General features: G+C 29.9%; 20 protein-coding genes. 12 read left to right on the top strand and 8 right to left on the bottom strand.

The window, feature by feature from the left end; genetic code table 11:
• Positions 1-1195, top strand: a 1195-nt coding sequence (locus AJ930_RS08260; protein WP_261659520.1) for a Cj0814 family flagellar-dependent secreted protein, incomplete at its 5' end; no start/stop codon positions are given.
• Positions 1196-1252: 57 nt separating this feature from the next.
• On the opposite strand, the gene AJ930_RS08255 is transcribed toward AJ930_RS08260, so the two are convergent.
• Genes AJ930_RS08255 through AJ930_RS08230 form a run of 6 tightly spaced genes read right to left on the bottom strand, consistent with a single transcriptional unit; the run spans position 1253 to position 7113 of the window.
• Positions 1253-2680, bottom strand: coding sequence for a Mur ligase family protein (locus AJ930_RS08255; protein ID WP_002881136.1), 1428 nt, complete (start codon positions 2678-2680; stop codon positions 1253-1255).
• The gene (locus AJ930_RS08250; RefSeq protein ID WP_052949979.1) at positions 2681-3400 is read right to left on the bottom strand and encodes an alpha/beta fold hydrolase; all 720 of its coding nucleotides are present in this window, start codon (positions 3398-3400) and stop codon (positions 2681-2683) included. It abuts the gene before it with no gap.
• Position 3401: 1 nt separating this feature from the next.
• Positions 3402-3617, bottom strand: a complete 216-nt coding sequence (locus AJ930_RS08245) for a type II toxin-antitoxin system Phd/YefM family antitoxin (protein WP_002852622.1) — start codon at positions 3615-3617, stop codon at positions 3402-3404.
• A gap of 59 nt (positions 3618-3676) precedes the next feature.
• A complete protein-coding gene (locus tag AJ930_RS08240) occupies positions 3677-4717 on the bottom strand; it encodes a D-alanine--D-alanine ligase (protein ID WP_070275158.1) in 1041 nt (346 codons plus the stop codon).
• A gap of 9 nt (positions 4718-4726) precedes the next feature.
• Positions 4727-5278: a Holliday junction branch migration protein RuvA gene (ruvA, locus tag AJ930_RS08235; RefSeq protein WP_070275157.1), complete on the bottom strand. Its 552-nt coding sequence runs from the start codon at positions 5276-5278 to the stop codon at positions 4727-4729.
• The gene (locus AJ930_RS08230) at positions 5254-7113 is read right to left on the bottom strand and encodes a flagellar assembly protein A (protein ID WP_070275156.1); all 1860 of its coding nucleotides are present in this window, start codon (positions 7111-7113) and stop codon (positions 5254-5256) included. The genes ruvA and AJ930_RS08230 overlap by 25 nt, the downstream gene beginning before the upstream one ends.
• Before the next feature lie 102 nt (positions 7114-7215).
• Between AJ930_RS08230 and murJ the strand changes: the two genes are divergently transcribed.
• From murJ to AJ930_RS08195, 7 genes are read left to right on the top strand one after another with little or no spacing between them, the layout of a single operon-like run.
• Positions 7216-8667 carry a murein biosynthesis integral membrane protein MurJ gene (gene murJ, locus AJ930_RS08225; protein WP_044779412.1) on the top strand — a complete coding sequence of 484 codons (1452 nt, stop codon included), beginning with the start codon at positions 7216-7218 and terminating at the stop codon, positions 8665-8667.
• On the top strand, positions 8667-10055 hold the full coding sequence (gene cysS, locus AJ930_RS08220) for a cysteine--tRNA ligase (protein ID WP_070275155.1): 1389 nt from the start codon (positions 8667-8669) through the stop codon (positions 10053-10055). Before murJ ends, cysS begins: the two co-directional genes overlap by 1 nt.
• Positions 10048-11790 carry an ABC transporter ATP-binding protein gene (locus AJ930_RS08215; protein ID WP_052949987.1) on the top strand — a complete coding sequence of 581 codons (1743 nt, stop codon included), beginning with the start codon at positions 10048-10050 and terminating at the stop codon, positions 11788-11790. The genes cysS and AJ930_RS08215 overlap by 8 nt, the downstream gene beginning before the upstream one ends.
• Positions 11791-11821: 31 nt before the next feature.
• On the top strand, positions 11822-12880 hold the full coding sequence (locus AJ930_RS08210) for a quinone-dependent dihydroorotate dehydrogenase (protein WP_070275154.1): 1059 nt from the start codon (positions 11822-11824) through the stop codon (positions 12878-12880).
• Positions 12877-14127, top strand: coding sequence for a M16 family metallopeptidase (locus AJ930_RS08205; protein ID WP_070275153.1), 1251 nt, complete (start codon positions 12877-12879; stop codon positions 14125-14127). The genes AJ930_RS08210 and AJ930_RS08205 overlap by 4 nt, the downstream gene beginning before the upstream one ends.
• Complete coding sequence (gene dapA / locus AJ930_RS08200) at positions 14120-15016, top strand: 4-hydroxy-tetrahydrodipicolinate synthase (RefSeq protein ID WP_070275152.1); 897 nt, start codon at positions 14120-14122, stop codon at positions 15014-15016. The genes AJ930_RS08205 and dapA overlap by 8 nt, the downstream gene beginning before the upstream one ends.
• A complete protein-coding gene (locus tag AJ930_RS08195; protein WP_070240479.1) occupies positions 15016-15795 on the top strand; it encodes an enoyl-ACP reductase in 780 nt (259 codons plus the stop codon). Before dapA ends, AJ930_RS08195 begins: the two co-directional genes overlap by 1 nt.
• Positions 15796-15835: 40 nt before the next feature.
• Here the strand turns inward: AJ930_RS08195 and AJ930_RS08190 are convergent, their stop codons facing one another.
• Positions 15836-16141, bottom strand: coding sequence for a hypothetical protein (locus AJ930_RS08190; RefSeq protein ID WP_002867958.1), 306 nt, complete (start codon positions 16139-16141; stop codon positions 15836-15838).
• A gap of 12 nt (positions 16142-16153) precedes the next feature.
• Positions 16154-16750 carry an MBL fold metallo-hydrolase gene (locus AJ930_RS08185; RefSeq protein WP_044780326.1) on the bottom strand — a complete coding sequence of 199 codons (597 nt, stop codon included), beginning with the start codon at positions 16748-16750 and terminating at the stop codon, positions 16154-16156.
• Positions 16751-16823: 73 nt separating this feature from the next.
• On the opposite strand from AJ930_RS08185, the gene AJ930_RS08180 reads away from it, so the two are divergent.
• Genes AJ930_RS08180 through kdsB form a run of 4 tightly spaced genes read left to right on the top strand, consistent with a single transcriptional unit; the run spans position 16824 to position 20619 of the window.
• Positions 16824-17564: an NAD+ synthase gene (locus AJ930_RS08180; protein ID WP_070275151.1), complete on the top strand. Its 741-nt coding sequence runs from the start codon at positions 16824-16826 to the stop codon at positions 17562-17564.
• 3 nt (positions 17565-17567) lie between these two features.
• Positions 17568-18491: a tetraacyldisaccharide 4'-kinase gene (locus tag AJ930_RS08175; RefSeq protein WP_070275150.1), complete on the top strand. Its 924-nt coding sequence runs from the start codon at positions 17568-17570 to the stop codon at positions 18489-18491.
• Positions 18491-19903: a threonine synthase gene (gene thrC, locus AJ930_RS08170; protein WP_044780329.1), complete on the top strand. Its 1413-nt coding sequence runs from the start codon at positions 18491-18493 to the stop codon at positions 19901-19903. The genes AJ930_RS08175 and thrC overlap by 1 nt, the downstream gene beginning before the upstream one ends.
• Complete coding sequence (kdsB, locus tag AJ930_RS08165) at positions 19900-20619, top strand: 3-deoxy-manno-octulosonate cytidylyltransferase (protein WP_070275173.1); 720 nt, start codon at positions 19900-19902, stop codon at positions 20617-20619. The genes thrC and kdsB overlap by 4 nt, the downstream gene beginning before the upstream one ends.
• Positions 20620-20806 lie beyond the last annotated feature (187 nt).

Here is a 20806-nt window from a genome sequence, read left to right as displayed (position 1 = left end):
TAATAAAGAAAGTAAAGAAAATTCTAAAATAAGTTTTGCTAATGCTTTTTTAAAACAAAATGCCAGCAAGTTAAGTGATATAGAAAGTAAAAATTCACAAACTCTAGCAAGAAGTGAAGTATTAAATTCTACTAATACAACAAATACTAGTAATAACACTAATTTTAGTATAAGTAGTAAGACAAATTCTCCTAATTATGATATATCAAGTGAATTTAAAAACTCTATTTATACTCTAAAATATAAACAAGCAGATATAAGTAATACTTCTACTAATACAGCCTATGGTTATAGTGTAGATAAAGATGGTTATATGGGAAGTGATTTTAATAAAGCCGCAGGATTACCTGAAGATTTTAAGATACATAAATCTACTTTGGATGAGATAGAGAGATTTAATCAACATAATATGGCTAGTGAAACCAGTGGAAACTATTATGATAGTTTTGATATGGCTTCTATTGTTAAATCCCATTATAATAGTTTTAATCAAGTAATAAGTACATTTCCAAATGATAAAACAAGTTTTAGCGAAGCTGATTTAGAGCAATTACCAAAAGGACTAAATGATGGTTGCAATCAAAACAAAGAATATATTGTAACACATATATTTAACGCAGAACAATTTCACGAAGCACAAGCGATTAAGTATTCTACTATGAATTTGGGTATGAACCTTATGAAACTTGACTTTTCTCCGCAAAGCATGGAGCAAGGACCTTCAAATGAAGGCGGATTTAATCCTGATATGTCAGTTTATCCAAAAAATGAAGATGGAAGTTATTCTAAAGAAGCTTTGTTTATGAGTTTTTTAAAGTCTTATTCGCCTATTCCATCCTCAAATCAAGTTGTTTTGAGTCCTGAAGCAAAAGTTCGTGAAGCAAAACTTGAGCTAGAAATGAAAGCAAATCCTTCTTTTAGCGTTTCCTTAGATGACATTATGACAGGTAAGGTTGATTTTGCAAGTTTATTAAAAGGTTATGCACAAGATGGTTGGCTTGATGCAGGTATATATGCAATGGAAAAAGGAGTTGCTTGGCAAAATACAAGCATAGGTTATGGTGGAGCTTGGTTTGATAATCAGTTTAATCAAGCAAAGGCTAATGGTTGGAAAGCAAGCAGTGAAAGTATAAATTCTTTTGCTGATTCTATAGCGGATAGACTCAATAATCTTATAGGACAAACTAGGGTTTAGGAAGTATTTGCACGAAGTCAAATTGAAAATGATGACATTTGCAAATACTTATACGAATCACATAAAACTAGGCGCATCGTTTGAAAAGAGTATTAAATCTCCGTTTTTTGTTTCTTTAGCTAGAGTTTGAACTAGCTGGCTTTTTTCTTTAAGTATAATGGTTTTTATTTTTAACTCTTTTTTGAAAATTTCAGCATTGATTTGTGCGCTAATGATAGCAAGATCAAAACACTCATTGATGATTTTAGCAAGTTTTATATTTTCTTCTTCGCTTACTTCTACTATACCAGGACTTACTAAAACTTTGCGTCCTTTATAGCTTTTACAAAGTTCATAGCTTGTGCTCATACCTTTAAAATTTCCATTAAAACCATCATCTATGATAAATTTAGGCTCTCTTGAAAGCACTTGCAAGCGATGTTCTACGGAGTTTATATTTAAAACTTGCTTTTGAATTTTTTCTAGTTTTATACCAAGATAATGAGCACAAAGTATACAAACACAAAGATTTTGCGCGTTAAAATCCCCTAAAATTTGACTTTTAAAATCATAGGATTTATTTTCTATATCGACTTTAAATTCTAAACCTTCAAGACTTGAATGAATAAGATTTAATTTATCATCATAAAGGCTGATGAGTTTATCTTCTTCTTTTTGGGTGCTAGAGTGTAAAAAAGCCTTTTCTAATCTTTTGGAATTTAAGGCTTCAAGTTTGGTTGAGCGGATATTTTCAACACTTTTAAAATACTCTAAATGTGCATTGCCTATCTCTCCTACTATGCTGATGTGAGGTTGTAAAAAACGAGTGATTTCATCAATATCGCCTTTAAGTCTAGCACCTGCTTCAGCTATGTAAATTTGAGTATCTTGGCTTAAATTGGTATTGATATCAGCAATTATACCTAGCAAGGTATTGACAGAGCGTGGTGTTTTGTAGCTTTTAAAGTTATCTTTTAAAAGTTCGTATAGAAAATTTTTAATACTTGTTTTTCCAAAACTTGCGGTAATGAGTATGATTTTTAAATTTTCATTGGCTCTTAGTTTGGCTTTGGCTTGTTTTTTATAATATAAATTTGTAAAAAACTCATAAATTTTAAGACTCAATAAAGCAAAAGGAAGACTAAAAAGATTAAAAAGAAAAGAAAAACGCAAAGCAAGGATAGCAAAAATAGCATTATAAACAAAAACAAAAACAAAAAACCATTTGACCTTGCTTGTAAAAACAAGCTTTTTATCTATACCTTTGTTCCAAAAGTACAAAATCGAAGTATGGATCAATGCAAAATATGCCAAAGAGTATAAAGGAAAAGCTAAGAATAAAAAATAAGGAATAAATAAAAAATACAAATGCCACAAAGGTTTATGATAATGAAAAAACACGCGCTTAAATTTATAAGAATACCATTGTAAAGCACTCATAAGATAAAAAGCTATACAAAAATTAAAAAATAAAGAATTGATAAAATAAAGAGTATTGATAAGCATTTAAATTTCCTTAATTTTTTGAGCTATGAAAGCAGAATGTTTTAAAAAGAAAAAATGATCCCCCTCTAAAGGATAAAAAGTGCTATTTTTTAAAAATTGATGCATTTTCTCGCCACAATATAAAGGCGTAGCTTCATCGCTTTTTCCCCAAAAAATCAAACTTTTAGCCTTTTGCTTGGCAAAAATTTCACTAAAATCCTCATCAACAACCTTTTTAAAGGTTTCATACATCATAGGACTAAGATTTGCTCCATCTTTACTAGCAAAATAGCGATAAAATTTTCCCAAACCAAAGAGTTTTAAAATTTTAAAAATACGGATTTTAAAACGCACTTTTAGGGATTTTTTAGCCAAAATTCCCGCACTTGAAAGTAAGATTAGGATGTCTTTTTCTTTTGCGAGTAGGGTACTTACTTTTCCGCCAAAAGAATGCCCCATGAAAAAACAGATATTGAGTTTTTTTTGTTTTAAAAAAAGTTCTGTGATATTGGCATAATCTTGAGTGTTTAAAATTTCTTCCACACTTGAATTTCCAAAACCTGCTAAATCCATATAAATTTGACAAAAATCTTTTAAAAAAGGACAAAAACTTTGCTTCATAAGTTCTTTATCAGCTCCCCAGCCGTGTAAGATAAGTATTTGCGGTAAGGAAAGATCACCTAAAATTTCATAAGAAATTTGATAAGTTTTGTTTTTATAAGAAAGTTGAGTTTGAGCCATTTTAAGCCTTTTGATTTTTGTAGATATTTTCTAAAAGTTGCATGGCGTTTTGTAAGCGTTCAAATTCCTTCATACTAAGCATTACAGCTTCAAATTTGTTATTTTTTAAAATAACTATTTTTCCACTTTCACTTTTTTTGAGTTTTTCCATAATGGGGCTAAAATTTCTTACCACCTCGGTGGCAGTGTAAATTTCATCTTGTTTAAAAGAGAGCATTTTTCTTCCTAAAATACGCTAAATTTTATGTATAATTTAGCGTATTTTGACTTAAAAGCTTATAATTTTCCTTTTTGTCCGTTGATGGAGTGAAGGAAGTTGTAGTTGATTTTTATCATTTTTTCAAGTGAAATTTGATCAGCTAAAGCGTTTAAAGTGGTATTAAAATCTTTAAAAAGATAATTAGCCAAAGAACCAGGATTTGGGTTGATTTCATTTAAATATACTTCATTATCCAGTATAAAAAAATCGCAGCGTATTAAAGCACCTTTAAACAAAGGATTGTAAATCTTTTTAAAGCTATCTTTGAGTTTTTCTTTTAATTCTTCGCTTAAATCCGCTTCTATAAGCTCATTGCGTCCTGAAAAGCTAAGATATTTTTGTTCAAAGTCTAAAAATTCTTTTTTCTTTGGCTCTTCTATGATGGAAAAAACAAACCCATCATTGATCATACATCCTGCAAGATTGTATTCTTTGATATTGTTTTTAAATTCTTCTACTACAAGATCATTATCAAATTCAAAACCTACATCTTTGGCGTATTCTAAATCTTTTTCATCTTTTACTATGCTAATACCTATACTACTTCCAAGTCTTGCAGGTTTGATAATGCAAGGAAAACTAAGCTTTTCTTTAGAGTTTTGATTTTTTCTTAGCATGGTATAATCAAGTGTTTTTACTCCAACGCTTTTGGCATAAAGTTTGGTAAGTTCTTTGTTAAAAGATAATACACTAGCTTCAAGCCTAGGTCCTATAAATTTAATAGAATAAAACTCAAATAAAGCCGCAATTTTTCCATCTTCTCCATCTCTACCATGGATAAGATTGATCACGCATTCGCACTCTAGTTTATTTTCTTTTAAAAAACCTTTGCTAAAAAAACCTCCTTGTTTGATGAAGAGTTCTTTTTCTTTTTTATAAGCTTTAGTGCTAAAAGTTTTAGAATTCATTTTTTCACTTGGAATATGATAAAATCTTCTTTCTTCATCGCAAAAAATAAATTCTAAATTTTGATTGATAACTTTTTTAAGCACTACAGCACTTACTATACTGATCTCATGTTCATAAGAATTTCCGCCAAAAAGTATTGCAAATTTCATTTTATTCCTTTATCCTAGTTTTTTAAGAGCTTCTTTGATGAGTTCGCTTGTGCCTGTTGCTTGAGCACTTGCTAAAACACTTATGATTTTTTCTTGTTTAAAGCCTAGAGTAAGAAGTGCGGCTAAGGCTTCGCTTTTATCATCGCTTACACTTTCAAGTTTGGTTTTTGTGTCAGAAAGTTCTACTATAATGCGTTTTGCACTTTTTGGACCTATGCCAGGTACTTTTTTAAGCACACTTTCATCGCCCAAACTTAACGCCTTGTAAAAAGAATTTACATCAAGACTAGAGCATACCGCCATAGCAGTATTTGCACCCACTCCATTGACTTTTAAAAGCATTTCGAACATTTTTTGTTCATCTTTATCCAAGAAGCCATAAAATTTATTAGAATCTTCTTTGATGATTTGAGTGATAAAAAACTCATGCTTTTCTTGAGTTTGAATTTTAGCAGAACAAAAAAGCGAAATAAATATCCCATAGCTTAAACCACTAGCGCATTTAACAATGATAAAAGCAGGTTCTTTTTTTGTGATTATTCCTTCGATGCCGACAACCATGCTATATCCTTTTCTTCATAATCTAATTTTTTATGTATTTCTATACTTTCTTGGTTGTTTTGTATGACTTTTTTAATACCTATAAATTTAGCACTTTCATTAACAAATGAAGAGTAAAAAATATCTTCTTTAGGCTCTAGAAGTGAAAATTTGATCTCATTCATATCAGTCCATTTGCCACTTTTATTTATAAAAGTTGCTTCAAAAAGCATTTTTTGTAAATTGATTAATTCTAATTGTAAAGATTTTTTGCGTTCAAGAAGTTCTTTTTCTTCATTTTGTAGTTTATTTAATTCAAGATTTTGTAAAGAGAAATCTTTTAGGGCTTTTTCGTATTGTACAGGAACATTTTGACCTTGATTTTTAAGTTCTGTTATCTTTTTTTCAACGCTTAAAATTCCATTTTTACTTGATAAAATGTATTGTCTTATTTTATTTATTTTATGATTTAACTTAGAAATTTGCTCTCCTAAAATCGCAAATTCTTCATCATAATTTTTATCAAGAGTTTTAATTTTAGCATGAAATTTATTGTTATCCCCGTTAATGCGTTCTATTGTGGTGTTTTCAAAAAACACACAAGAATTATTACTTTCTAAATTTTCTATATAGATTTTATCAGCTTGTATACTTCCACCTAAACTTTTTTTAATTCTCACTTCTTTGGCTTTGATTGTTCCCCCTTCGAGCAAATCTATATTTAAAATTTCGGCTTCTGCAAATCCTCTATGAGTTTTTATATAGGCTTGTTTGGCTTGAATTTTGGCTTTAGAGTGTGTAGTGCCTTCAATTTTCATTTTAGTGGCATTAAGTTGAGTGTTGCTTCCTATGCTTCCGACTACATTTAATTCTTCACATTCTATCCCAACGCCAGAATTTACAGCATCTTTTACTTCTGAAAGAAATTTTATATTGATTTTGACATTTTTGTCTAGTCCAGCTCTTATAATCCCTATATTTTTAAAATCTACCCCATTAAAATCTAGTTCATTGGCGATATCAAATTTTTCACCATCTTGTACTACATAACCTTTTTTTAAAGCTATATATTCTGTGTATTCATCTTGCTCTACTTGTTTAAAAGCCGAAGAACAAGAAAAATTAACTTTATTTTCATTTGCGGCTAAAACTTTTAAGGTGTGTAAATTTAAGTCTTTTCCTTCTTTACCTTGTTTAAATTTGGTGTGTTTTAAAACAACTTCATTTTCATCAACAGCAATAATACCTGAGCGTTTTTCATCGATAGTGTAGTTTTTGGTTTTTTCTTTATAAGTTAAGATCAGAGATTCGTCTTGACTTTCTATAGGATCAATACCTTGTGCAACGGTGATTTGTATAGTTTTATTTAAAGGGGTATTTTTATGTTGGTTGCAAAAAGACATTAAATTTTTCTTAAAATCAAAAATGCGGATACCTATCAAAAATTTAAGTTTCAACATCTTTTTATAAATATTTTGCAAAAGTTCTAGTGCTAGTTTTTCATGAAAGTCTAAATTTGCAAAATCAATTTGAGCAACTATTTTGGTTAAATTTTTATTCGCAACTAGTTTGACTGCTTGAGATGCTTTGCTTTGGTTTATACCATGGAAAATTTCTATTTTGTATTCTTGCTTGATTTGAAGATCATTTTTTAAAAAAATTTCATCTTTATCAAAAAGAGTTAATTCTTTTTCAGAGATTTTTTCCCATTCTAAATCTCCAAAACGATATTGTGTAGAAAATGCCAATAAATTAAAATCAAGCTCATTTAAGTTAAGGTTTGTTCGTGAAGCTACACTTAAAAGCTCTCGAGCTGGATTTTCTGTATAGGCAATAATTTTTTCATCCAAAGCCAAAACTTTCCCCTTGTAAAAAATTAAGAATGTAATTATAGTCAATTTTTAATCAATTTTAGTTAAAATAGTTCTCTTTATATTTTGAAATCTATGAAAAATTTAATGAAGAGTTTAGTATTTAAAAATTTTATTATCAATGCTTTAGGAATTTTATTTTCAAGAATTTTAGGGCTTGCTAGAGATGTTTTAATAGCGCTTTTTTTAGGAGCAGGGCTTTATAGTGATATTTTTTTTGTGGCTTTAAAAATGCCTGCTTTTTTTAGAAGAATTTTTGCAGAAGGGGCTTTTGGACAAAGCTTTTTGCCTAATTTTGTAAAAGCGAAAAAAAAGGGAGCTTTTTGCGTTAGTGTAATGATGCAATTTAGCCTTATAGTTTTTTTATTTTGTCTTTTGGTAAGTTTTTTCTCTTCTTTTTTTACCAAGCTTTTTGCTTTTGGATTTAACGCAGATACTATAGCTTTAGCAGCTCCTTTAGTGGCGATTAATTTTTGGTATTTGTTTTTTATTTTTTTAGTTACTTTTTTAGGAGCTATTTTAAATTATAGACAAAAATTTTTCATTACCTCTTTTTCTGCGGCATTATTCAACTTAAGTATTGTTATAGCTGCTTTTTTTGTGGATAAAAATGCACCGCAAAATACACTTTATTATTTTTCTTATGCAACGGTTTTAAGTGGGGTGGCACAGCTTATTTTACATTTGCTTGTTTTAAAAAACAATCCTGTAATCCGTGCTATGGCTTTAAGTATAAAATTTAAAAAAGCCAAGGCGAAATTACAAGGTTTTTATGGCAATTTTTTTCATGGAGTTTTAGGTTCTTCTGCGACTCAATTTAGCTCATTGCTTGATACAACTATAGCTAGTTTTTTAATGAGCGGGAGTATTTCTTATCTTTATTATGCAAATCGTGTCTTCCAACTCCCCCTTGCACTTTTTGCTATCGCTCTAACTCAAGTTTCTTTTCCAAAAATTTTAAAACATTTAAAAAGTGGTCAAGAAAATTTAGCCTTAAAATTTATGCAAAGAGCATTAGCGCTTTTAAGCATTTTGCTTATTGCTTCTAGTATTGTAGGTTCTGTGTTTGCTTTGGAAATTTCAAAGCTTTTATTTGAAAGAGGAAATTTCACTCACGAAGATAGTGTGATTACGGCTTATGTTTTGATTGCTTATCTTATAGGGCTTTTACCTTTTGGTTTACAAAAGCTTTTTTCTTTGTGGCTTTATGCAAAATTTAAACAAAAAATAGCAGCTTGTATCGCGTTAAAATCTTTAATTATCAGTGCTTTATGTTCTATGGCTTTTATATTTTTGATTAAAGATGAAAGTTTAAAGGTTATTGCAGTAGCACTTTCAAGCTCTATTAGTGCTTTTTATTTGCTTGGAGCTAATATCAAAGAATTTGGTTTTAAGAAATTTTTTGCTTTAATATCTATTAAAATTTGCTTATTAGTTATAGTTGCTTTGATTGTTTTTACGATCTTGCTTATTTTGATTAAACCTTATATTTTAAGTTTTTTTATAGGAATTTTTACAAGTTTTAAAGGAGTTTTTTAATGAGATTATTAGACAGTGTAACAAAAGAGAAAATAAAACTTGATAAAAAAGATATTAGTATTTACTTATGCGGGCCTACGGTTTATGATGATGCACATTTAGGACATGCAAGAAGTGGTGTTTGTTTTGATCTTTTGCGTAGGGTTTTACTTGCTCAGGGCAATAGGGTAAAATTTGCTAGAAATTATACAGATATTGATGATAAGATTTTGAAAAAAATGGCTCAAAGTGGTCAAACTTTAGAGGAAATTACGGAATTTTATATCAAAAGTTATGAAGAGGATATGAGGGTTTTAAATGTATTAGATCCTGATTTTAAACCTCGTGCAACGCATTATATAACAGCTATGCTTGATTTGATTAAAAAGCTTGCTAAGGATGGGTTTGTTTATACTCTAGAAGATGGAATTTATTTTGATACAAGTAAAGATGAAAAATATTTAAGCCTATCAAATCGCAATTTAGAAGAAAACATCTCTCGTCTAAGTAATGAAGTGCAAAAAAGAAATGAAAGCGATTTTGTGCTTTGGAAATTTGATGAAAATTTTTACGAAAGTGAATTTGGCAAAGGGCGTCCAGGTTGGCATACTGAATGTGTTGCTATGATTGATTCTATTTTTGAAAATACTCTTGATATACATGCTGGAGGGATAGATTTGCTTTTTCCTCATCATGAAAATGAAGCTGCGCAATGTCGTTGTGGATGTAAGAGAAAATTAGCAAATGTTTGGCTTCACAATGGTTTTGTAAAAATTGATGGCGAAAAAATGAGTAAAAGTTTAAATAATAGTTTTTTTATAAAAGATGCTTTAAAAGAATTTATGGGCGAGGCTTTAAGATTTTATCTTTTGAGTTCTCATTATAGATCTCATTTTAATTATTCTTTATCGGATTTAGAAAATGCTAAAAAACGTTTAGATAAATTTTATCGCCTTAAAAAAAGATTAGATTTAGGTGAAATTTCTGATTTTGATGTTTTAAATGATATTGAAATAAAAAGTGAAATTGCTAAGCAAATTTTAGAGATTTTAAATGATGATTTAAATATTTCTAAAGCCTTAGCTCTTTTGGATGATTTTATAAGTAATGCAAATTTAGAGTTGGATAAAGAAAGCAAAAATAAAATTTTAAAACAAAATATCAAAGAAGCTTTAAGTGAGCTAGCTAAAATTTTTGGCTTTGGTTTTATGGATACAACTTTATATTTTCAATGGGGTGTAAGCAAAGAAGAACGAGAAGAAATTGAAAAGTTAATTTTAGAAAGAATTGAGGCTAAGAAAAACAAAGATTTTAACACAGCTGATGCAATAAGGGAACAATTAAGTAGTAAAAAAATCACTCTTTTAGATACTCCAAATGGAACAATTTGGGAGAAAATAAATGCATAATGAGATGAATTTAAAAGAGGTTTTAATACGCTTTAAACCCTTTTATAAAAGATATTGGAAACAATTTGCTATAGCTATTTTTGGTATGATTTTGGCAAGCGGAGGAACTGCTGGAAGTTTTTATGCTTTAGAGCCTATTTTAAATTATATTTTCGTTGAAAAAAATGAAGCTTTACTTTATACAGTGCCTTTTTTGCTAGTATTGATGTATTTTTTTAAAAATCTTGGAACTTATTTGCAAAGTTTTTATGTTTCTTTTATAGGAACAGATATGTTAAGAGTATTGCGTGCTAGGGTCTTAAAAAATATTTTACGCTTGGATATGGATTTTTTTAAACGCTATAGAAGTGGAGAGCTTGTAAGTCGTTGTACTAATGATATTAATGCGCTTCAAAGCATAGTATCAAACATTATTCCTGATTTTTTTAGAGAGCTTTTAACTGCTATAGGACTGCTTTCGGTAGTCTTGTATCAAAGTCCTACTTTGGCTTTTTTTGCTTTAGTGATTTTGCCTTTAGCTATTTTCCCTTTGGTGTGGTTTGCTAAAAAACTTAAAAAATATGCAAGAAATATACAAGAGACAAATTCGGATTTACTTTCTTATTTGGGTGAAATTTTTTCAAATATTGAATTGATCAAAGCTAATGATAATGAAAAAAAAGAAAGTGATAAATTTGCCAAGCATAATGATACTTTATGTAAATTAAACCTAAAATCCGCACGTATTGATGCACTTACAAGTCCTTTAATGGATATGATGGGTTCTGTTGGGGTTGCTGTGGTGATTATTGTAGGGGGTAGAGAGGTTATCAATGGTTCTATGAGTGTGGGAAGTTTTATCAGTTTTGTTTCAGCACTTTTTGCGATATATACTCCTTTAAAGCGTCTTTCGTCTTTATATGGAAAGCTTCAAGGTGCTGTTGCGGCAAGTGAAAGAACTTTTTATTTATTGGATTTAGAACCTCAAATTAAAGGTGGAAGCAAAGAATTAAAAAACATTGAAAAAATTAGCTTTGAAAATGTTGAATTTGCTTATGAAAACCCGTATAAAAGTGTTTTAAAAGGCGTAAATTTTGATTTTGTTAAAGGGCAAATGCTTGCTCTTGTAGGGACAAGTGGGGGTGGTAAATCTTCTATTATTAATCTTTTGATGTATTTTTATGAAAAGCAAAAAGGTAAAATTTTACTCAATCAAGAAGATATTAGCACTTTTACTATAGAAAGCTTACATGCTAAAATAGGACTTGTAACGCAAAATATTTATCTTTTTAATGATAGCTTTGCTGCAAATATTGCTTATAGCGAAGAGTTAGAAGAAGAAAAAGTCGTCCAAGCTTTAAAATTGGCCAATGCCTATGAATTTGTTAAAGAAATGGGCGGGATTTGGGCTGAAGTGAAAGAACATGGTAAGAACTTAAGTGGAGGGCAAAAACAAAGAATAGCAATCGCTAGAGCTTTATACAAAAATCCTGATGTGCTTATTTTTGATGAAGCAACTTCAGCTTTGGATAATGAAAGTGAAAAAGCCATAGTTAAAACTATAGAAAATTTAAAACAAGATAGATTGATTTTAGTGGTTGCACATCGTTTAAGCACTATAGAAAATGCAGATAAAATAGTAGTATTGGATAAGGGCAAGGTATTGGCAATAGGTAAAGATGAAGAGCTTTTACAAACTTGTTCTTTGTATCAAAAATTTAAAAGCAAAGAAAAAACAAAGCCTAGCTTTAGTTAATTTTAGTTAGAATTTCAAAAAGGATTAAAAAATGGCTTATGAAATGATAAAACCTTTACTTTTTAAGTTAAACCCTGAGCATGCACACGCTTTGGTTGAATATAGCTTAAGGACTTTAAGCGCTAGTTTTCCAGGATCTTTAAGTTTTTTAGCGCATAAATATATAGTTGATGATGAGAGTTTAAGGCAAAATTTACTTGGACTTGATTTTAACAATCCTGTGGGTTTAGCAGGAGGCTTTGATAAAAATGCTACCATGATAAGACCTTTGAGTGCTTTAGGATTTGGCTTTTTGGAAGTGGGAACTTTTACCCCAAAACCTCAAGAAGGCAATGAAAAGCCACGCCTATTTAGACTTGTAAAACAAGAAAGTATACAAAATGCTATGGGTTTTAACAACGAAGGTGCTGAAAAGATTGCTTTAAGGCTTGCAAAAACTTATCCTTTTGTTTTGCCTTTAGGGGTAAATATAGGGAAAAATAAAATCACTCCAAATGACAAAGCCTTGGAGGATTATTTTACTTTGTTTAGAGATTTGAAGGATTTGTGTGATTATTTTATCGTTAATATCTCATCTCCTAATACTAAAAATTTAAGAGAGTTGCAAAATGATGATTTTTTAAATACCTTGCTTGAAGAAGCCAAAAAAATCACTTCTAAGCCTATTTTGATAAAAATTGCTCCTGATATGAAAATAGATGATGCTTTAAATTTATGTGAAAATGCTATTAAAAAAGGTGCAGATGGATTTATATTAGCCAATACTAGTGTTGATTATAGCTTGCTAGATAATAATCGTACTTTTGGTGGTATTAGCGGAAGGCTGATTACGGAAAAAAGTGGTATTTTTTTCAAAGAAGTAGCTAAAATTCTTTTTGGCAAAACCTTGCTTATTGCAAGTGGAGGGATTGATAGTGCTGATATTGCTTATGAGCGTATTAAAAATGGGGCTAATTTGGTGCAAGTTTATACAGCTATGATTTTTAAAGGCCCTTCTTTGGTAAAAAATATCAATCAAAATCTTATAGAGCTTTTAAGAAAAGATGGTTTTTTACACATTAGCGAAGCTGTTGGGGTAAATTTAAAATGATTGCTTATGAAAAAATTCAATTAAAAAACAAGCTTGAAATTTATGCTTTGCCTGTAAATAAAAATAGCAATGTGATTAGCGTTGATATTTTTTATAAAGTGGGTTCAAGAAATGAGATTATGGGAAAAAGTGGCATAGCTCATATGTTAGAACATTTAAATTTTAAAAGTACTAAAAATTTAAAAGCTGGTGAATTTGATGAGATTGTTAAGGGTTTTGGTGGTGTGGATAATGCAAGCACAGGTTTTGACTATACTCATTATTATATTAAATGTGCGAAGAAAAATTTAGATAAAGCTTTAGAGCTTTTTGCAGAACTTATGGCGAATTTAAATTTAAAAGATGAAGAGTTTCAGCCTGAAAGAGCAGTGGTTTTAGAAGAGCGTAGATGGAGAACAGATAATAACCCTTTGGGATATCTTTATTTTAGACTTTTTAATCACGCATTTATGTATCATCCTTATCATTGGACTCCTATAGGTTTTTTTAAAGATATAGAAAATTGGAGTATTGAAGATATTAAAGAATTTCACAGCATTTACTATCAACCTAAAAATGCGATTTTGCTTGTAAGTGGCGATATAGAAAGTAAAGAAGTTTTTGAGCTTTCAAAAAAACATTTTGAGAAGATTAAAAATACTAAGACTATACCTAAAATTCACACAAAAGAGCCTAAGCAAGATGGAGCAAAAAGAATATATTTGCATAAAAACTCAGATACTGAACTATTAGCCCTTGCTTATAAAATTCCAAATTTCAAACACAAAGATATACCTGCTTTAAATGCTTTATCTGAGCTTTTAGGAAGTGGGAAAAGTTCTTTAATGAGTGAAATTTTGATTGATAAATTAAATTTAATCAATGATTATTATGCTTATGTTAATGATTGTATAGATGAAAATTTATTTATTTTTATTTGTAATTGTAACCCCAATGTTAATGCAGAAAAAGTAGAAAAAGAGCTTTTAAAAATCATTGATAAACTTAAAATGGGTAAAATTTCTCAAAAAGATTTGCAAAGAGTAAAAAATAATGTTAAAAGTGATTTTATTTTCTCACTTAACAATGCTAGTGCAGTGGCAAATATTTATGGTTCATATCTAGCAAGAGGAGATATCAATCCTTTGTTAAATTATGAGAAAGATATACAAAATTTGGAATTAAAAGATTTGATTTCTTGTGCTAAAAAATATTTTATTCAAGAAAATTCAACTACGGTAATTCTAAGAAAGGATTCAAATGGATAAAAATATTATCATTGGGGCGATGACTGCTCTTATTACACCGTTTAAAAATGGAAAAGTTGATGAGCAAAGTTATGCAAGATTGATTAAAAGACAAATAGAAAATGGCATCGATGCAGTAGTTCCAGTAGGAACAACAGGAGAAAGTGCAACTTTAACTCATGAAGAACATAGAACTTGCATAGAAATAGCCGTTGAGACTTGCAAAGGAACTAAAGTTAAGGTTTTAGCAGGTGCGGGAAGTAATGCAACTCATGAGGCAGTGGATTTAGCTAAATTTGCTAAAGAGCATGGAGCTGATGGGATTTTAAGCGTGGCGCCGTATTATAATAAACCTACGCAACAAGGACTTTATGAGCATTATAAGGCTATTGCACAAAGTGTAGATATTCCTGTGCTTTTATATAATGTTCCAGGAAGAACAGGTTGTGAAATTTCAACGGATACTATTATCAAGCTTTTTAGAGATTGTGAAAATATTTATGGAGTAAAAGAAGCGAGTGGAAATATCGATAAGTGCGTGGATTTACTTGCACATGAACCTAGAATGATGCTTATTTCAGGGGAAGATGCGATCAATTATCCTATACTTTCAAATGGTGGAAAGGGAGTGATTTCAGTAACTTCAAATTTATTGCCCGATATGATTAGTGCTTTAACTCATTTTGCTTTAGATGAAAATTATAAAGAAGCTAAAAAAATCAATGATGAGCTTTATAATATCAATAAAATTTTATTTTGCGAAAGTAATCCTATTCCTATTAAAACGGCTATGTATATAGCTGGATTGATAGAAAGTTTGGAGTTTAGACTTCCTCTTTGTCCTCCAAATAAGGAAAATTTTGCTAAAATTGAAGAAGTGATGAAAAAATATAAGATCAAAGGATTTTAATGAATACAGAATTTCAAGGAAAAACTTTAGTAATCAGCGGTGGAACTCGCGGGATAGGCAAAGCTATAGTTTATGAATTTGCTAAAGTGGGTGCAAATATAGCTTTTACTTATAATTCTAATGCGCAAATTGCTGATGAAATGGTGCAAGATTTGGAGAAAAATTATAAAATCAAAGCTAGAGCTTATGAATTTAATATCTTAGAACCTGAAACCTATAAAGAACTTTTTGAAAAAATTGATGTGGATTTTGATAGAGTGGATTATTTTATCTCAAATGCTATCATTTCAGGACGTGCGGTTGTAGGTGGTTATACTAAATTTATGAAGTTAAAACCAAAGGGAATTAATAACATTTTTACCGCCACAGTAAATGCTTTTGTGGTAGGAGCTCAAGAATCAGCTAAAAGGATGGAAAAAGTAGGGGGTGGAAGCATTATTTCTATTTCATCTACAGGAAATTTAGTGTATATAGAAAATTATTCAGGTCATGGTACAGCAAAAGCTGCTGTAGAAGCTATGGCAAGATATGCGGCTACTGAACTTGGAGAAAAAAATATCCGTGTAAATGTCGTAAGTGGTGGGCCTATTGAAACTGATGCTTTAAGAGCTTTTACAAATTATGAAGAAGTAAAACAGGCTACTATAAATTTGAGTCCTTTAAATCGCATGGGGCAGCCTGAAGATTTAGCCGGAGCATGTCTTTTTCTTTGTTCAAGTAAGGCAAGTTGGGTGACGGGACATACTTTCATCGTTGATGGTGGTACAACTTTTAAATAAAAATTAAGAAAAATCAATGGATTTTTCTTAAAAATATTTTTCAATCAAGTTTTAATTTCCACCCTAAAAAAACGCTTAATAATGCAAGTAAAAAAATAAAATTTAAGGTCCAATTACCAAAACCTATAAAACCTATAGACAATACACTATAAAAAAATCCCCCTACAGCTGAATAAATACAAATCGTACTTAAAGATCCATTTTCTGCCATTTTTTTACATGGGCAGATTTTGTAAAATTTTTTATCGTTAAATTGATTTTTCTTTTTATTTCCCAAAAATAAACCAAAAAGGGCAAAAAGATTTAAAAAAATAAAAGCATATAATAAAATTTGATCTAATTCCATTTTAAATATACCTTAAAAGTATCTAAGCCAAGAGGGCAAATGGACTTGTTCTTCTTTTAAAGTAGTCTCTTGTCCATGTCCTGGCAAAAGTTTAAAATCTTCTTTGTAAGTCATAACTTTCTCTAAGCTTTGTTTCATTAAATTTGCATCTGAATAAGGAAAATCCCATCTTCCTATGCTTCTATAAAATAAAAAATCTCCACTAAACATGATATTTTTACCTACAATTTCTATCATGGTGCAACCTGGTGTATGTCCTGGTAAAAAGTGAAATTTAAAGTCAAGTCCGCCTATAGAAATGATATTTTCATCATCAATCAAATAATCCGCTTTGCTAGGCATAAAACCTTGATTAAAAGGATCTTCAAGCATAAAAGCATCATTTTTATGAATATAAATGGGGATTTGATAGGCTTGTTTTACTTTTTCATTATCCCAAACATGATCGTAATGTCCGTGAGTGTTTAAAATTGCTAAAGGATTTTTTACATGTTTTTTGATGAAATTTAGTGCATCAAAACCAGGATCAATGATAATTTCTCCATGCTCATCAAATAAAATATAACAATTTGTCTCATAAGCTCCACAAGCTTGTTTGATAATTTGCATTTTTTACCTCTTTAATAAAAAATTTGCCTTAAATAAATATAATTATACATTAAATTTTTAAAAGGCAAGCTTTATGGATTGGCAAAAGATAACAGAAAAAATGTGTGATTTTATACAAGAAAAAGTGAAAAATTCTCAAAGTCAAGGTGTGGTTTTGGGGCTTAGTGGCGGGATTGATTCTGCTTTGGTGGCAACGCTTTGTAAAAGAGCTTTAAAAGAGAATGTTTTTGCTCTTTTAATGCCAACTCAAATTTCAAATAAAGCCAATCTTGAAGATGCTTTAAGGCTTTGTGCGGATTTAAATCTTGAATATAAAATCATAGAAATTCAAGGTATTTTAGATGCTTTTATAAAACAAAGTGAAAATACCACTCTAGTATCGTTAGGAAATTTTGCAGCGCGTATTAGAATGAGTTTGCTTTATGATTATTCTGCTTTGAAAAATTCTTTAGTCATAGGCACTTCTAATAAAAGCGAATTGCTTTTGGGTTATGGTACGATTTATGGAGATTTAGCTTATGCTTTTAACCCTATAGGATCGCTTTATAAAAGTGAAATTTATGCCTTAGCAAAATACCTTAATTTGCATGAAAATTTTATCAAAAAAGCTCCAAGTGCGGATCTTTGGGAAAATCAAAGCGATGAGGCGGATTTAGGTTTTTCTTATGCAAAAATCGATGAAGGTTTAAAAGCTTTAGAAACTAATGATGAAAAACTTTTAAGAACGCTTGATTCTTCTTTGATTGCTATGCTAAAAAATCGCATGCAAAAAAATGCTTTTAAGGGAAAAATGCCTGAAATTTTGGAAATTTAAACAATGAGTGAAGAAAAAAATTATGAACTTTGGCTTGATAATTATTTTTTTAAGCCCAATTTTTGGCAAAAATGCCTTGCTTTTGTACTTTTTCCCTTAAGTGTGCTTTATGCTTTTTTTGCGATTTTAAATACTTTTTTTCGTAAAAAAATAGTTTTTAAAAAGCCTGTTATTAGTGTCGGTAATTTAAGTTTTGGAGGTAATGGAAAAACCCCGCTTTGTAAAGCTATAGCAAGGGAATTTGATGGCGTTTTTATAGTGCTTAGGGGTTATAAAAGAAAGTCTAAAGGTTTGTTTGTTGTTAAAAATCAAAATGAAATTTTATGCACCTTAGCACAAAGTGGCGATGAAGCTATGGAGTATGCTTTTGAAGAAAATATCAAAGGTGTGATTGTAAGTGAAGATAGAGTAAAAGGTATTGAAAAAGCTTTTGAGTTGGGAGCTAAAATCGTTGTACTTGATGATGCTTTTTCTAAATTTCATATTAAAAAATTTGATATTTTACTTGAAAGTAAAATCAAACCTTATTTTAATTTTACTTTGCCAAGTGGAGCTTATCGTTTGCCAAAATTTTATGAAAAAAGGGCTGATTTTATTGCATTAGAAGGTAGGGATTTTGTGCGTTATTCTTTTGTAAAAGAAAATCCAAAGGCTGTTTTGGTAACTGCTATTGCTAAACCTTTTAGATTGCATGAGCATTTTATCAAAGCAAGGGCTTGTTATTTTTTTAAAGATCATTATGAATTTAAAAAAGAAGAATTAGAAAATTTGCTAAAAAAACATAATTGCGATACACTAATGCTTACTTTTAAGGATTTTGTTAAAGTTAAAGATTTTGGTTTTAAATGTCAAATTATAGAATTAAATATAGAATTAAAAGATTCATTAAGAGAAAAAATAAAAACTTATATCAAGGAGTTTGAATAGTGAAATTGGTCGAGAGCAGAAATGTAAATAATGTATCAAGTTTTAAGGAAGCTTTGATTAACCCAAACGCCCCAGAAGGAGGGCTTTACTCACCTTTAAATTTGCCTATTTTTGAAGGAGAAAAATATGCCAATTTGTCTTATAAAGATTTTGCTTTAAAGCTTATAGAAAGTTTTGGTTTTGGTGAAGAAGAGCTTTTCAAAAAGGCTTTGAAAAGTTACGAAAGCTTTGATGATAAAAATACACCTATTTCTTTGCAAAAAATCTCTGAAAAAACCTATATTAACGAGCTTTGGCATGGGCCTACAAGAGCTTTTAAAGATATGGCTTTACAGCCTTTTGGTGTGCTTTTAAGCGAATTTTCAAAGGATAAAAATATTTTAATTATCTGTGCTACAAGTGGCGATACAGGGCCTGCAACCCTAAAAAGTTTTGAAAATGCAAAAAATGTTAAAGTAGCTTGTATGTATCCAAAAGGTGGCACAAGTGGAGTTCAAGAGTTGCAAATGCGAGCTTTAGATAAGGATAATTTGAAAGTTTTTGCTATAGATGAGGATTTTGACGCAGCGCAACGCACTTTAAAAGAATTGCTTTTTTCAAAAGATTTTCAAAATGAAATTAAAGCTTTAAATTATGAGCTTTGTGCAGCAAATTCTGTAAATTTTGGACGTATTTTATTTCAGATTATTTATCATTATTATGCGAGTTTAAAACTTTTTAATGAGTTTTTAGAAGAAGTGCAAATCATCGTTCCAAGTGGGAATTTTGGCAATGCTTTAGGAGCTTTTTATGCTAAAAAAATGGGAGCTAAAATTTCAAAAATCAAAATTGCTTCAAATGCGAATAATATTTTGAGCGAATTTTTTAATCAGGGCATTTATGATTTGCGTGAAAAAAGTCTTAAGAAGACTATTTCTCCAGCTATGGATATACTTATTTCATCTAATATCGAAAGACTTTTGTTTGCGAAATTTAAAGATAAAAGAACTAAAGAACTGATGAATTTGTTAAAAAATGAGAGATATTTTAAACTTGAAAAAGAAGAATTACAAAGTTTGCAAGAAGATTTTGAAGCAGATTTTTGCACCGATGAAGAATGTATGCAATTTATCAAACAAAGCAAGATTTTAATCGATCCGCACACTGCAACTTGTTTTAAAATGCTTGATCCTTTAAAACCTAGCATTATCACTTCTACAGCAGAATGGACAAAATTTACTCCAAGTATGATAAAAGCTTTATATGATAGGGATTCTAAGAATGAAAAAGAAGATTTAAAATTTATAGCTAAAGAGTTTAATGTCCAAGTTAAAGATGAAATTTTGGCTTTATTTGATTTGAAAAATAGCGATGAAAAGGTATTTGAAGCCAGAAATATAAAAAAAGAAATTTTAGATTGGATGCAAAAATGATTATTATCCCTGCAAGATTAAAATCAAGTCGTTTTCATGAGAAAATTTTATGTGATATAGGTGGAGTGCCTATGTTTGTGGCTACTGCAAGAAGAGTAAGTAGCGTGGATGAAGTTTGTATAGCTTTAGACGATGAAAAGGTTTTAAGTATCGCTAAAGAATATGGTCTAAATGCGGTTTTAACAAGCAAAGATCATGAAAGCGGTACGGATAGGATTAATGAAGCTTGTAAGAAACTAGCTTTAAAAGATGATGAGATTATTATCAATGTCCAAGCTGATGAGCCTTTTATAGAATGTGAAAATTTATTAAAATTTAAAGAATTTGCAAGTTCTTGCTTGGATAAAAAGGCTTTTATGGCGAGTTGTTATAAAAAAATCACTCAAGAAGAAGCTATAGATCCTAATCTGGTTAAAGTGCTTTGCGATAAAGAAGGGTATGCCTTGTATTTTTCAAGAGCTAAAATCCCTTATGAAAGAGAAAATTACGAGGAAAGTTTTAAAGGGCATTTAGGCATTTATGCTTATAGTGTCAAAGCTTTAAGGGAATTTTGTTCTTTATCAAGTTCTGCACTTGAAAGAGCGGAAAAATTAGAGCAATTAAGAGCTATAGAAAATGGTAAAAAAATCAAAATGTTTGAAATTTCAACAACAAGCATGGGGATTGATACTAAAGAAGACTATGAAAGGGCTTTAAAAATTTATTTAGAAAAATAACTCCACCCCAAAACGGAACAGATTTTGCTTATATTATTTTAATATATTTAGATTGAAGGCAGAAAAATCTAAATCAAGGAATTAATATGAGTATCTTTAGCATCAATGATAACTCAAACTATAATTCTATACTTTCACAAGCAAAAGCTAATAAAGAAAGTAAAGAAAATTCTAAAATAAGTTTTGC

It is taken from the genome of Campylobacter sp. BCW_6871 (assembly GCF_001762325.1).
Classification (GTDB): Bacteria; Campylobacterota; Campylobacteria; order Campylobacterales; family Campylobacteraceae; genus Campylobacter_D; species Campylobacter_D jejuni.
The sequence above is the reverse complement of the archived record's forward strand: the minus strand, read 5'-3'. Positions and strand labels throughout refer to the sequence as shown.